The organism is Streptomyces sp. NPDC001351 (assembly GCF_042896045.1).
In the GTDB taxonomy this organism is placed as follows: domain Bacteria; phylum Actinomycetota; class Actinomycetes; order Streptomycetales; family Streptomycetaceae; genus Streptomyces.
This window is the reverse complement of record NZ_JBIAWS010000016.1, coordinates 151,394-164,915: the sequence shown is the minus strand read 5'-3', so window position 1 is coordinate 164,915 and position 13,522 is coordinate 151,394. Positions and strand designations below refer to the sequence as shown.

11 protein-coding genes and 1 tRNA gene are annotated in these 13,522 nt (G+C 69.9%); 6 read left to right on the top strand and 6 right to left on the bottom strand.

Going from position 1 to position 13,522, the window contains the following annotated elements; genetic code table 11:
• Positions 1-75: 75 nt before the first annotated feature.
• The gene (locus tag ACFY1U_RS41740) at positions 76-1,464 is read right to left on the bottom strand and encodes a cystathionine beta-synthase (RefSeq protein ID WP_390699259.1); all 1,389 of its coding nucleotides are present in this window, start codon (positions 1,462-1,464) and stop codon (positions 76-78) included.
• Between the two features lie 149 nt (positions 1,465-1,613).
• Between ACFY1U_RS41740 and ACFY1U_RS41735 the strand changes: the two genes are divergently transcribed.
• From ACFY1U_RS41735 to ACFY1U_RS41725, 3 genes are all read left to right on the top strand, one after another.
• Positions 1,614-2,642, top strand: coding sequence for an SGNH/GDSL hydrolase family protein (locus tag ACFY1U_RS41735; RefSeq protein ID WP_390699258.1), 1,029 nt, complete (start codon positions 1,614-1,616; stop codon positions 2,640-2,642).
• A gap of 194 nt (positions 2,643-2,836) precedes the next feature.
• Positions 2,837-4,054 (top strand): acetyl-CoA C-acetyltransferase, encoded by a 1,218-nt coding sequence (locus ACFY1U_RS41730; protein WP_115907752.1) that lies wholly within the window; start codon positions 2,837-2,839, stop codon positions 4,052-4,054.
• Between the two features lie 283 nt (positions 4,055-4,337).
• A complete protein-coding gene (locus ACFY1U_RS41725) occupies positions 4,338-5,114 on the top strand; it encodes a hypothetical protein (RefSeq protein ID WP_390699257.1) in 777 nt (258 codons plus the stop codon).
• Positions 5,115-5,117: 3 nt separating this feature from the next.
• Here ACFY1U_RS41725 and ACFY1U_RS41720 read toward each other — a convergent pair whose 3' ends face one another.
• The gene (locus tag ACFY1U_RS41720) at positions 5,118-5,429 is read right to left on the bottom strand and encodes a hypothetical protein (protein ID WP_390699256.1); all 312 of its coding nucleotides are present in this window, start codon (positions 5,427-5,429) and stop codon (positions 5,118-5,120) included.
• Between the two features lie 105 nt (positions 5,430-5,534).
• Here ACFY1U_RS41720 and ACFY1U_RS41715 point away from each other — a divergent pair, with 105 nt between their 5' ends.
• Positions 5,535-5,765, top strand: coding sequence for a DUF4287 domain-containing protein (locus tag ACFY1U_RS41715; protein ID WP_115907750.1), 231 nt, complete (start codon positions 5,535-5,537; stop codon positions 5,763-5,765).
• Positions 5,766-5,837: 72 nt separating this feature from the next.
• Here the strand turns inward: ACFY1U_RS41715 and ACFY1U_RS41710 are convergent, their stop codons facing one another.
• The 3 genes from ACFY1U_RS41710 to ACFY1U_RS41700 all read right to left on the bottom strand — a co-directional run bounded on the left by ACFY1U_RS41710 (position 5,838) and on the right by ACFY1U_RS41700 (position 8,388).
• Positions 5,838-6,731: a Bax inhibitor-1/YccA family protein gene (locus ACFY1U_RS41710; RefSeq protein ID WP_390699255.1), complete on the bottom strand. Its 894-nt coding sequence runs from the start codon at positions 6,729-6,731 to the stop codon at positions 5,838-5,840.
• Between the two features lie 230 nt (positions 6,732-6,961).
• A complete protein-coding gene (locus tag ACFY1U_RS41705; protein WP_390699254.1) occupies positions 6,962-8,137 on the bottom strand; it encodes a 4-hydroxybenzoate 3-monooxygenase in 1,176 nt (391 codons plus the stop codon).
• A gap of 164 nt (positions 8,138-8,301) precedes the next feature.
• Positions 8,302-8,388: transfer RNA gene (locus ACFY1U_RS41700), tRNA-Leu, on the bottom strand.
• A gap of 413 nt (positions 8,389-8,801) precedes the next feature.
• On the opposite strand from ACFY1U_RS41700, the gene ACFY1U_RS41695 reads away from it, so the two are divergent.
• Both ACFY1U_RS41695 and ACFY1U_RS41690 read left to right on the top strand, forming a co-directional pair.
• Positions 8,802-9,605, top strand: coding sequence for an ABC transporter ATP-binding protein (locus ACFY1U_RS41695; protein ID WP_390699253.1), 804 nt, complete (start codon positions 8,802-8,804; stop codon positions 9,603-9,605).
• Positions 9,605-12,133, top strand: a complete 2,529-nt coding sequence (locus tag ACFY1U_RS41690) for an ABC transporter permease (RefSeq protein ID WP_390699252.1) — start codon at positions 9,605-9,607, stop codon at positions 12,131-12,133. The genes ACFY1U_RS41695 and ACFY1U_RS41690 overlap by 1 nt, the downstream gene beginning before the upstream one ends.
• Before the next feature lie 60 nt (positions 12,134-12,193).
• Here the strand turns inward: ACFY1U_RS41690 and ACFY1U_RS41685 are convergent, their stop codons facing one another.
• Complete coding sequence (locus ACFY1U_RS41685; protein ID WP_390699251.1) at positions 12,194-13,489, bottom strand: class I SAM-dependent methyltransferase; 1,296 nt, start codon at positions 13,487-13,489, stop codon at positions 12,194-12,196.
• Between the last annotated feature and the right edge of the window lie 33 nt (positions 13,490-13,522).

Below are 13,522 nucleotides of genomic sequence, written 5' to 3'. Positions count from 1 at the left end.
TTCAAGGAAGTCCACCACTTCGGTAGGCAAACGGAAGTTCGCCTCCGGCACCCGCCCTTCACCGGACGTTTGCCGCTACTTCCCGCCCTTGGCGAGGAAGGCCAGCAGGTCCTGCCGGCTGACCACACCGGTCGGCTTGCCCTCGACGAGGACGATCGCCGCGTCCGCGGCGCCGAGCACGGACATCAGGTCGGCGACCGGTTCGCCGGAGCCGACCTGGGGCAGCGGGGCGGACATGTGCTTCTCCAGCGGGTCCTCCAGGGAGGCCCGCTTGGTGAACAGGGCGTCGAGCAGCTCGCGCTCCACGACCGAGCCCACGACCTCGGCGGCCATGACGTCCGGGTGGCCGGCGCCCGGCTTCACGATCGGCATCTGCGAGACGCCGTACTCGCGCAGCACCTCGATGGCCTGCCCGACCGTCTCGTCCGGGTGCATGTGGACGAGGGACGGGATGGCGCCGTGCACCTTGTCGTTCAGGACGTCGGCGACGCGGGCGCTCGGGCCCTCGTCCTCGAGGAAGCCGTAGTCGGCCATCCACTCGTCGTTGAAGATCTTGCTGAGGTATCCGCGTCCGCTGTCCGGCAGGAGCACCACCACGACGCCGTTCTCGTCCAGCCGCTCGGCGACCCGCAGGGCCGCGACGACCGCCATGCCGCAGGAGCCGCCGACGAGCAGCCCCTCCTCCTTGGCCAGCCGGCGGGTCATCTGGAAGGAGTCCTTGTCGGAGACCGCGACGATCTCGTCGGCGACGGTCCGGTCGTAGGCGGTGGGCCAGAAGTCCTCACCCACACCCTCCACGAGGTACGGCCGCCCGGAGCCGCCCGAGTAGACGGACCCCTCGGGGTCGGCGCCCACGACCTGGACGGCGCCGTCGCTGGCGTCCTTGAGGTAACGCCCGGTGCCGGAGATGGTGCCGCCGGTGCCCACACCCGCCACGAAGTGGGTGATCTTCCCCTCGGTCTGCTCCCACAGCTCGGGGCCGGTGGAGTGGTAGTGGGAGAGCGGGTTGTTGGGGTTGGAGTACTGGTCGGGCTTCCACGCGCCCGGCGTCTCACGCACCAGCCGGTCGGAGACGTTGTAGTACGAGTCCGGGTGCTCGGGGTCGACGGCCGTCGGGCAGACGACGACCTCCGCCCCGTACGCCCGCAGCACGTTGATCTTGTCGGTGCTCACCTTGTCGGGGCACACGAAGATGCACTTGTACCCCTTCTGCTGCGCCACGATGGCCAGGCCGACGCCGGTGTTCCCGCTGGTCGGCTCCACGATCGTCCCGCCGGGCTTGAGCGCGCCGCTCTCCTCCGCCGCCTCGATCATGCGCAGGGCGATGCGGTCCTTCACGGAGCCGCCGGGGTTGAAGTACTCGACCTTGGCCAGGACGGTCGCCCGGATGCCCTTGGTCACGCTGTTGAGCCTCACCAGCGGGGTGTTGCCGACGAGACTGATCATCGAGTCGTGGAAATGCACCGTTGTCTCCGGATGCTTGCAAAAGAAGTGGTCGTGATGGTCCCGCCAGCCTACGGCCCGCAGGGGCCGTTCACTCGCCGTTGAGATTGGCGAACGGCTGGTACGGGGCAAGGAGTGGATGTACGGCTTCGAGGAGGTGGCGGCGACGTATGACGAGCATGTCGAGGGCGCGGGTGGCCCGGCGGATCGCGGCCGGCGCGGCATACGGCGGTGGCGGGATCGGGCTGGCCGGCGCGGCCGCCGTCGGTCTGCTGCTGGCGGAGGTCCGGATGGCCAGGCGCCATGTGGGCAACGGCTCCGGCGGCCGGGTCCCCGTGGCGGACGGCCTCTACGGCACCACGTACGCCACCCCCGACGAACCGCCCCTGCGCCTGACGATGCTCGGTGACTCCACGGCGGCGGGGCAGGGTGTGCACCGGGCGAGCCAGACGCCCGGCGCGTTGCTGGCCTCCGGGCTGTCCGCGGTGGCGGAACGCCCGGTGGAACTCCACAACGTGGCCCTCCCGGGGGCCACGTCCGACGACCTGGACCGCCAGGTGGCGCTGGTCCTGGCGAACCCTTCCCTGGTCCCGGACATCTGCGTGATCATGATCGGCGCGAACGACGTCACCCACCGGATGCCGCCGACCCGTTCGGTCCGCCACCTCTCGTCGACGGTACGGCGGCTGCGGACGGCCGGTGCGGAGGTGGTGGTCGGCACCTGCCCCGACCTGGGCACGGTGGAGCGGGTCCAGCAGCCCCTGCGCTGGCTGGCCCGCCGGGCCTCCCGGCAACTGGCGGCGGCCCAGACGATCGGCACGGTGGAGCAGGGCGGCCGGACGGTGTCGCTGGGCGACCTGCTCGGCCCGGAGTTCGAGGCGAACCCCCGCGAGCTCTTCGGCCCCGACAACTACCACCCCTCGGCCGAGGGCTACGCCACGGCGGCGATGGCGGTCCTGCCGACGGTCTGCGCGGCCCTGGAACTGTGGCCGGCCGAGGAGGAGCGCCCCGACGTCACCCGCCGCGAAGGCTTCCTGCCGGTGGCCAAGGCGGCCGCGGAGGCAGCCTCGGAGGCAGGCACAGAGGTCACGGCAGCGATGCCGACGGGACCGCGGGGGCCGTGGGCCCTCCTCAAACGGAGGCGCCGCCGCCGGGTACCGGAGCCGGAACGGGCCCCGGTGCAGCAGCCGTCCCAGTGATCTCGGGGCCGAAAAAGCAAGCGCTTAGAAAATTGCGGTCAGGGTCACACGGCGACACCCGTGACCCAAGCCATACGTACGGGTAACTTCCCAACCAGCCCTGCCCGGAAGAACACCCCCGTACGCCCACCCGTCACCCGACCGCCACCCCTCAACGAGGCGCTACGCGCCACCCCTTCTTGTCTGGAGCCGTGATGCCCGAAGCCGTGATCGTCTCGACCGCCCGCTCCCCCATCGGCCGCGCCGTCAAGGGCTCTCTGAAGGACCTGCGTCCCGACGACCTGACCGCCACGATCATCCAGGCCGCCCTCGCCAAGGTGCCCGAACTGGACCCGCGCGACATCGACGACCTGCACCTCGGCTGCGGCCTCCCCGGCGGCGAGCAGGGTCACAACCTCGGCCGGATCGTCGCCGTACAGATGGGCATGGACCACCTGCCGGGCTGCACCATCACCCGTTACTGTTCCTCGTCGCTCCAGACGAGCCGCATGGCCCTGCACGCCATCAAGGCCGGCGAGGGCGACGTCTTCATCTCGGCCGGCGTCGAGATGGTCTCCCGCTACGCCAACGGCAGCTCCGACATGCCCAGCGGCCGCAACCCCCTCTTCGCCGAGGCCGAGGCCCGCACCGAGGCCGTCGCCCAGCAGGAGGGCACCACCTGGCACGACCCGCGCGAGGACGGCCTGCTCCCCGACCCCTACATCGCGATGGGGCAGACCGCCGAGAACCTGGCCCGCCTCAAGGGCATCACCCGCCAGGACATGGACGAGTTCGGCGTCCGCTCGCAGAACCTCGCCGAGGAAGCCATCAAGAACGGCTTCTGGGAGCGCGAGATCACCCCGGTGACCCTCCCCGACGGCACGGTCGTCAGCAAGGACGACGGCCCGCGCGCCGGCGTCACCCTGGAGGGCGTCGCGGGCCTCAAGCCCGTCTTCCGCCCGGACGGACTGGTCACCGCCGGCAACTGCTGCCCGCTCAACGACGGCGCCGCCGCGGTCGTCATCATGTCCGACACCAAGGCCCGCGAGCTCGGTCTCACCCCGCTCGCCCGCATCGTGTCGACCGGCGTCTCGGGCCTGTCCCCGGAGATCATGGGCCTCGGCCCGGTCGAGGCCTCGCAGCGCGCCCTGCGCCTGGCCGGCCTCACCATCGACGACATCGACCTGGTCGAGATCAACGAGGCCTTCGCCGCCCAGGTCATCCCCTCCTACCGCGACCTCGGCATCGACCTCGACAAGCTGAACGTCAACGGCGGCGCCATCGCCGTCGGCCACCCCTTCGGCATGACCGGCGCCCGCATCACCGGCACGCTGATCAACTCCCTCCAGTTCCACGACAAGCAGTTCGGCCTGGAGACGATGTGCGTCGGCGGCGGCCAGGGCATGGCGATGGTCATCGAGCGCCTCAGCTGAGGCCCGACCGAACCTCTCGGTAGTCAACTCGGCACCCACCGTGAGTCGATGGCCCGGAGTCCGGGAAACCCCGGCCCTCCGGGCCATTTTGTGATCCAATCTCCCCCAGGATGTGACCTATCTCCCTTAGAAGGGGGATTTACGCAGGTCAAGGCGGGCGCGCCACTAAACCCCGGACCCAAAGTCCTGCCCGTTTCGTGACGTTACGCACTGACAGCTGCTTAGTCCGCCCTTCAAGCTGATGTAGGAAGTCGGGGGTCGACTTTGAACCGGGAGTACGTCAGTGAGCGCCATGCCGATCACCTTGCTGGTCATCACGGCCGCCACGGGCGCCGTGGGTGTCGCCGTCCTGCGGACGCTCATGGTGTTGCGCCGTGAGGTCGCGGCACTGCACACCCAGCTCGCCGAGCACCGCACCGCACGCGGTCTGGTGCCGGCCGCCCGCCCCTCCTCGGAGGCCGACGACATACGCGCCGCGGTGGCCGAGGCGCTCGCCGAGGAGCGTGAGCGCGAACTGGCCGAGGCGCGCGCGTTCTGGGCCGCCCAGGAGGCCCGTGACGCCTCCGACGCGCCCTCGCTGCTCGGCCTGGCGGACAGCGAGCTGTTCCTGCCCCGGCAGGCCGATTTCATGGGCCTGGAGCCGGTGAGCGAGCCGACCGCGGACGCCGACGAGTTCGCGGGGGACTCCCCCGAGCTGGCCGCGGCCCGCCGCCGCCACCCCTCCCACCCGGACTTCGTCCCGGTCCAGTCACCGGTCGTGAACGACCACGAGCGCACGGTGGCCACCCTCGAGGAACTCGCCGCCTCCCGCGTGGAACTGGCCGACGTCCGCCCGGGCCCCCTGGGCACCCTCGACGTCTACGTCTTCGCCGACGGCACCACCCTCTGCATGACCCCGGGCCACCGGGAAACGGCGGAGCGCCTCGCCACGGCCCTGCGCGCGGGCGAAACCCCGGTCCTGCTGGGCGGCTCGGGCATCTCGGGCGCGTACACCCTGACGTTCGAGTGCGGCGAGGAGAACGTCTACATCCTGGCGGACAGGGTCATAGCGTCCCTGTAGGGATCACACCCCGGCGCGTTTCTGCGCCTCCTCCACCAACCGCAGAGCTTCCTCCACCTGGCCCTCGTCACTCAGCACGAGGGCCAAGTCATGCACGGCGACGGTGATTTGGTCCGCGGCGGCGAACATCCCGGCATCGGGCATCTCCCGGGGCTCAGCGCCGGGTTCCTCCACCGCCTGGGCGCGCCGGGCCATCTCCCTGGCCAACTCCAGGGCCTCGGCGGCAGCACCCCGCTGCAGCCGGCTCTGAGGCGCGGCCCTCAAACGGTCGGCGAAGTGATCAACGGCACGAGTCAAGGGCGTCGTATCAACCACGGTGTGGAGCGTACGCGTCGCATCCGGACTGTTGCCAACGGGCGAACGCTCAGGCACGGTGACCTGAAGGACCGGCTTACATCCCCTTTGCGTCCGGAGGCGCCGATGTCCCAAGTCTTCTCCGAGGAGACCCATCGCAACCTGCTAGCCCGCATCCCCCACTGCACCGGCCGTGAAGTCTCCGACTGGCTGCGCGCTGTCGAGGAAGGCCCGGCTCTCTTCAACTTCGAGGAGAAGGTCAGCTGGCTACGCCACGAGCACAATCTGGCGTACGGCCACGCCAAGGCGATCGTTCATGAGTACGACCTGAGGAGGGCCGCGCGCAAATTCCTCTAGGCGCGCACTGCACGACGGCAAAGGGCCCCGGGATCGGAACCCGGGGCCCTTTGCTGCAACGATGGTCGGCGACTAGTCGTTGCTGTTGAGGATCGCGAGGATCCGCAGGAACTCCATGTAGATCCACACCAGCGTCAGCGTCAGGCCGAAGGCCGCCAGCCACGCCTCGCCCTTCGGCGCGCCGTAGGCGATGCCGTCCTCGACCTGCTTGAAGTCCAGGGCGAGGAAGCAGGCGCCGAGGATGATGCCGACGACACCGAAGAAGATGCCGAGCCCGCCGCTGCGGAAGCCGAGGCCGTCACCGCCGCCGAAGACGGCGAACAGCAGGTTCACCATCATCAGCAGCACGAAGCCGAGCGCGGCCGCCATCACGAAGCCGTAGAAGCGGCGGTTGACGCGGATCCAGCCGGCCTTGTAGGCGATCAGCACCGCGGCGAAGACCGCCATCGTGCCGATCACGGCCTGCATGGCCGCGCCGCTCGCGATGCGGTTGTCGACGATGCTGGAGACGACGCCGAGGAAGACACCCTCGAACGCGGCGTACGACAGGATCAGCGCCGGCGAGGCCGTGCGCTTGAAGGACTGGACGAACGCCAGGACCATGCCGATCAGCGCGGCGCCGATGCCGATGCCGTAGGACCGGCCGATGTGGGCGTCGTCGACCGGCAGCAGCGCCCAGGCGAGCGCGGCCGTCACGATCAGCGTGCCGAGCGTGGACGCCGTGCGCAGCACGACGTCGTCCATCGTCATCCGGCCGGTGGTGGCCGGCGCCTGCGGCGGGGCGCCCTGCTGCAGGCCCTGCTGGGCGTAGGGGTTCTGCGCGTACGGGTTGCCGGTCGGCTGGGCGTACGGGTTGCCCTGCGTGGTGACGGCGGGTCCCCCGGCCTGCGGCGCGGCGTTGAAGCCCGCGTAGCCGTTGTCGCGGCTGAACCCCCGTCGCGAGAAGACCGGGTTTCTGCTCCTCATTGCACTCCTCCATGGCCGCCGTGCGCGGCCTCGAGCATCAAGGGTAATGGGTAGGCAAAGGATTGACCCTAGTGCTTGGGGAGGATCTTTCCCTCGTCGTGGTGCGCAACACGCTACGCGGATCCGTGATTCCCCTCACCGTGGGGCCCCATTCATGACCAAGCTGCGACATGGCCGGAACCCGCCGGAGATCAGCTCCTTACGCCATCCGTACGTCGGCCGCCTCTGCGTCAGCGCAGCGGGAAGCCCGTGTACCCCTCGGCGAGGTCGGTCTCGGCCGCCCGGGAGGAGGCGATGCGTTCCAGCCGGGCGAGCTGCAGCCGGTCCTCGAAGGGCGTGGCGTCGGGGGTGCGGTGCAGCAGGGTCGTCATGTCGTACGAGAACCGCTCGGCCTGCCAGACGCGGCGCAGACAGGTCTCGGAGTAGGAGTCGAGCAGCTCCGCCGAACCGGTCTCCTTCTGGTGCGTCAGCGCCCGCGCGAACGTCACGACGTCCCCCACGGCGAGGTTCAGCCCCTTTGCTCCGGTCGGCGGCACGATGTGCGCCGCGTCCCCCGCAAGGAAGAGCCGGCCGTGGCGCATGGGCTCGTGGACGTACGACCGCATGGGGGTCACCGACTTCTGGGTGATCGGCCCGCGCTCCAGCCGCCACCCGTCCTCGGTCTCGAAGCGGCGCTCCAGCTCGGCCCAGATCTCCTCGTCCCCCCATTCCTCGGCGTCCGTGCCCTCGGGCACCTGGAGGTAGAGGCGGGAGACGGACGGGGAGCGCATGGAGAGCAGGGCGAAGCCGCGGTCGTGGCGGGCGTAGACGAGCTCCTCGTGCGAGGGCGGTACGTCGGCGAGGATGCCGAGCCAGCCGAAGGGGTACGTCCGCTCGAAGACGCGGGCGAGCTCGGCGGGGACCGCCTGCCGGGCCACACCCCAGAAGCCGTCGCAGCCGACGACGTAGTCGCACTCCAGGACGGACTCGCGACCCTCGTGCCGGAACCGGACGGACGGGCTGTCGGTGTCCGCGCCCTCGACGGCCAGCGCCTCCGCCTCGAACAGCAGCGGGCCGCCCTCCTTGAGCTGCAGGGCGATGAGGTCCTTGCACACCTCGGTCTGCGCGTACACCATCACGGACCGGCCGCCGGTGAGGGCGGGGAAGTCGACCCGGTGGCGCTTCTTCGCGTAGCGCAGTTCGATTCCGTCGTGGCGCAGTCCCTCGCGGTCCATGCGCTCGGCGGCGCCGGCCGCGCGCAGCACGTCCACCGTGCCCTGCTCCAGGATCCCGGCGCGCTGGCGCTGCTCGACGTAGGCGCGGTCGCGGCTCTCGAGCACGACCGAGTCGATGCCGGCGTTGTGGAGCAGCCGGGCGAGGAGGAGGCCGGCGGGGCCGGCTCCGATGATGCCGACGGTGGTGCGCATCCCTGCATCCTTTGGTCGTCGCGAGTGGTCGTGTGTTCGCACAGTGAAATTTAGTTCACCGAATTTCTGACGTGAGTTTCCGTCCGCTCACGCCCGATGTCAACGGGTCGCGCGGTGAAGTCTTCAATGCAGGATGCAGGGATCGCCACGTATCGACGACATGGTGGTGCCCGGAGCCGGACTTGAACCGGCACGCCCGCGTAGGGGCAGCGAGGTTTAAGCTCGCCGTGTCTGCATTCCACCATCCGGGCAGGCCATGGGCTCCGCATCGAGGTTCCGAGCCTATCGGGATACATCCCCCGAACAGCGGAACGAGGGACCGATGTTGTCTTATTTTATTGACGTCTGAGGGTGCATCAGCCCATGGAACGAGCCATCCGCACTTGCCAATAGCCTTGCGTGCGGCGGTAGGCGGTGTATGCGGAATGACGGAATTTCACCGCCCGAACGAGGGTGCTCCACCGGTTCTCGACGAGGCGTCCGCCGGGGCCGCCGGGGCGCGGGGCGTCAGGGGTCCCTGTCATCCCCAGGTATGACACGGCGGACCCGGGTCCCTCGGAAGTCGCCCCCGGGAACCGGAACAGCGGCTGACTACACGGCAGACTCCGGCCACCACGATGGAACACGTCCCTTCAAGACGTCGTCCCATGAGGAGTTCCCGCCCGTGACCACCACACCCGTCGCCGACCGGTCCACCCACACCGTGGCCGCGCGAGCCACGGATCTCTCGAAGATCTACGGACAGGGCGAGACCCAGGTGGTCGCCCTCGACCGGGTCTCCGTCGAATTCCGGCAGGCCGAGTTCACCGCGATCATGGGCCCCTCCGGGTCGGGCAAGTCCACCCTGATGCACTGTGTGGCCGGTCTCGACACCTTCTCCTCCGGCTCGGTGCGCATCGGCGAGACCGAGCTGGGCTCCCTGAAGGACAAGCAGCTCACGAAGTTGCGCCGGGACAAGATCGGCTTCATCTTCCAGGCGTTCAACCTGCTGCCGACGCTGACGGCCCTGGAGAACATCACTCTCCCGATGGACATCGCGGGCCGTAAGCCGGACCGGCAGTGGCTGGAGCGGGTCATCGACATGGTGGGGCTGCGGGACCGTCTCGGTCACCGCCCGGCCCAGCTCTCCGGCGGCCAGCAGCAGCGCGTCGCCGTGGCCCGCGCGCTCGCCTCCCGGCCCGACATCATCTTCGGCGACGAACCGACCGGAAACCTCGACTCCCGCTCCGGCGCCGAGGTACTGGGCTTCCTGCGCAACTCCGTACGGGAGTTGGGGCAGACGGTGGTCATGGTGACCCACGACCCGGTGGCGGCGGCGTACGCGGACCGGGTGGTGTTCCTGGCGGACGGCCAGATCGTCGACCACATGCTGCAGCCGACGGCGGAGAACGTCCTCGACTTCATGCGGCAATTTCCTGGGGGGAACCCCCAGACCCCCGAGTTCGACGCGAAGGGCCGCACCAGCTGATGTTCCGCACCGCCCTGCGCAACGTATTCGCGCACAAGGCCAGGCTGCTGATGACCGTGCTCGCCGTGATGCTCGGCGTCGCGTTCGTGTCCGGAACCCTGGTCTTCACCAACACCATCTCGGATGCCTACCAGAACAGTTCGGCCAAGGGCTTCGACCAGGTCGACGTGGCCGTGCGGGCCAAGTCCCAGGAGGACAAGGGAAACACGATCGGCAAGACGCCCGAGCTGACCCAGGCCATGCTCGACAGGAGCGCGAAGGTGCCGGGGGCCGCGTCGGCGGTCGGCGTCGTCAGCGGCTTCACCGCCATCGCCGACAAGGACGGCAAGCTCATCGGCGGCGGCTTCCAGTCGCAGGGCGGCAACTACTGGGGCGACAAGGACACCCGGTATCCGCTGAAGTCCGGCAGCGCACCGCACGGCAAGGACCAGGTCGCCATCGACTCGGAGACGGCGAAGCGCGCCGGGTACGAGGTCGGTGACAAGGTGCGGCTCTCGGTCGACGGGCCGGTCCTGACCCCCACCATCACCGGCATCTTCACCACGGACGACGGCAACGTCGCCGCCGGCGGCAGCCTCGCCCTCTACGACACGGCCACCGCCCAGAAGCTGTTCGGGAAGCCGGGCACCTACGACGAGATCGATGTGAAGGCCGCCTCCGGCACCTCCCAGACCGCGCTGAAGGCCGGGCTGGACAACGCGCTCGGGACGAAGCTCGTCGAGACCACCACGGGCAAGAAGCTCGCCGCCGACCAGGCCGAGCAGATCTCCTCGTCGATGAGCGGGCTGAAGCAGGGCCTGCTGGTGTTCGCGGGTATCGCGCTGTTCGTCGGCACGTTCATCATCGCCAACACCTTCACCATGCTGGTCGCCCAGCGCACCAAGGAACTGGCCCTGCTGCGCGCCGTCGGCGCCTCGCGCCGCCAGGTCACCCGGTCCGTGCTGATCGAGGCCTTCGTGGTCGGTGTGGTCGCAGGCGTCACCGGACTGGTCGCGGGCATCGGCATCGGCGCCGGGCTGCGCTCCCTGATGAACACGCTGGGCGCCACGGTCCCGGACGGGCCGCTGGTCATCTCCCCCGGCACGGTCGTGAGCGCCCTCGCGGTGGGCGTCGTCATCACCATGCTGGCCGCCTGGCTGCCCGGCCGCCGGGCCGCGAAGATCCCGCCGGTCGCCGCCATGAGCAGCGTGCACGCGAAGGCGACCACCAAGTCGCTGGTGCTGCGCAACACGCTGGGCGCGCTGTTCAGTGCCGCGGGCGTCGCGACCGTGCTGGCGGCCACGACGATGAACGGCTCGGACGGCCAGGCGCCCATGGGGCTCGGCGCGGTCCTGCTCATCATCGGCGTCTTCATCCTCACGCCCTTGCTGTCCCGTCCGCTGATCGCGGCCGCCGCTCCGGTCCTGCGCGTCTTCGGCGTCTCGGGCAAGCTGGCCCGGCAGAACTCGGTGCGCAACCCGCGCCGTACGGCCGCCACCGCCTCCGCGCTGATGATCGGGCTCACCCTCATCACCGGAATGACGGTGATGGCGGGCAGCCTGCAGAAGTCGATCGACAAGATGGCGTCGGCCGCCATCAAGGCCGACTACGTCGTCTCCATGGCGAACGGCAACGAGCTCTCCCCGGACGTCGACAACAAGCTGAACACCACCGAGGGGGTGACCGCCACCAGCCCCCTGCGCAACGTCTATGCGCGCATCGACGGCACGGGCGAGTCCCTGACGGGCGTGAACGGCCCGGCGATCGCCGAACTGACCGACCTCAAGGTCGCGGGCGGCACCTTCAAGGTGGGCGGCACGCAGGCCGTCGTCGACGAGGACACCGCCAAGTCCCATGGCTGGAAGGCGGGTTCGTCCTTCACCGCACACTACGAGGACGGCAGGTCCTCCCGTCTGACGGTCTCCGGGATCTACGAGGGCAACGAACTGATCCGGGGCATCCTGCTCGACAAGAACGTCGTCACCCCGCACATGACCGACCCCGGCGACATGCGGGTCCTGGTCAGGACGGCGGACGGCGCCTCCGACGCGACCAAGGACAAGCTGGTCAAGGCCCTCGGCACCAACCCGGCCATCAAGGTCCAGAGCAAGCAGGACCTGTCGAACGACATCGCGCAGACGTTCACGCTGATGCTGAACATGCTCTACGGCCTGCTGGCCATGGCGGTGATCGTCGCGGTCCTCGGAGTCATCAACACCCTGGCCATGTCGGTCTTCGAGCGCTCGCAGGAGATCGGCATGCTGCGCGCGATCGGCCTCGACCGCAAGGGCATCAAGCGGATGGTCCGGCTGGAGTCCCTCGTCATCTCGCTCTTCGGCGGGGTGCTGGGCATCGGCCTGGGCGTGTTCTTCGGCTGGGCGGCCGGTGAACTCCTCGGCACGAAGATGGCGACGTACGAACTGGTCCTGCCCTGGACGCGGATGGCCGTCTTCCTCCTGCTGGCGGCGACGGTCGGCGTCCTGGCGGCCCTGTGGCCGGCCCGCCGGGCGGCGCGGCTGAACATGCTGACAGCCATCAAGTCGGAGTAGCGGTACGGCAGTCGGGGCCCCGTTCGCTCACCGAACGGGGCCCCTTCGTACGTGGCGGACTCACGCCCCCCAGGTGCGGGCGCGCAGCGGCATCCCGGACTCCCCGCCCTCCGGTGTGCGCACCGCCAGCACCTGGTTGACGCCGATGCGGTTGCGCTCGAAGGCGAGGGCGCAGGCTGCCATGTACAGCCGCCAGACGCGGGCGCGGCCGGGCCCGGCCAGCCGCATCGCGCGGGCCCAGTCGGCCTCCAGGTTGGCCACCCAGCGGCGCAGGGTGAGCCCGTAGTGCTCGCGGATCGCCTCCACGTCCCGCACCTCGAACCCGGCACGCTCCAGCTGCCCGACGGTGCTGCCGAGGGGGGCGAGTTCGCCGTCGGGGAAGACATAGGCGTCGATGAACTCGTCGACGCTGTACGAGGATTCGTCGCGCTGCGGCCGACGTGCGATCTGGTGGTTGAGCAGCCGCCCGCCGGGCTTCAGGAGGCGGTACAGGTCCTCGGCGTACTCCAAGTACCTTTCGGCGCCCACGTGTTCGGCCATGCCGACGGAGGCGATGGCGTCGTAGGGCCCGTCGGGGACGTCCCGGTAGTCCTGCACCCGGATCTCCGCCCGGTCGGTCAGCCCCTCGTCCGCGACGCGCTTACGGGCGTACGCGGCCTGCTCCTGCGACAGGGTGATGCCGACGACGTGCACTCCGTACTCGCGGGCGGCGTGGACGGCCAGGGAGCCCCAGCCGCAGCCGACGTCGAGCAGCCGCTGACCGGCCGTCAGGTCGAGCTTGCGGCAGATGAGTTCGAGTTTTTCGCGCTGGGCCTGCTCGAGGGTGGCGTCGGGGGCGGGCCAGTAGGCGCACGAGTAGACCATCGACGGGCCGAGGACGATCTCGTAGAAGTCGTTGCCGACGTCGTAGTGGTGGCTGATGGCGCGTTTGTCGCTGCGTTTGGTGTGCAGATGGGTGCGGGCTCTGCGGACCTCCTCGCGGGGCGGGGCGGGCGGCAGCGGGAGCCCGGCGACCTTCACGAGACCCCGGGCGGCGGCGCGCACCTCGGGGTCGCGCACCATCTGCAGCAGGCTCCTGGCGTCCTCCCCGCGCTCCCATACGAGCTCCGACATCAGATCGAGGGCGGCGTACAGGTCCCCCTCGATGTCCAGGTCCCCGGCGACCCAGGCGCGGGCGAGCCCCAGCTCCCCCGGCTTGAACAGCAGCCGCCGTACCGCCCGCCGGTTCCGCACGACCAGCGCCGGTGCGCCCGGCGGCCCCGCCTGCGAACCGTCCCAGGCGCGGATGCGCATCGGGAGCGGTGCCCCCAGCAACTGTTCGACGAGGCTCTTCAGCCGCAGTGCGGCGTCAGCCATGGCGCACACCTCCGTGACAGCACTCCCGGAATG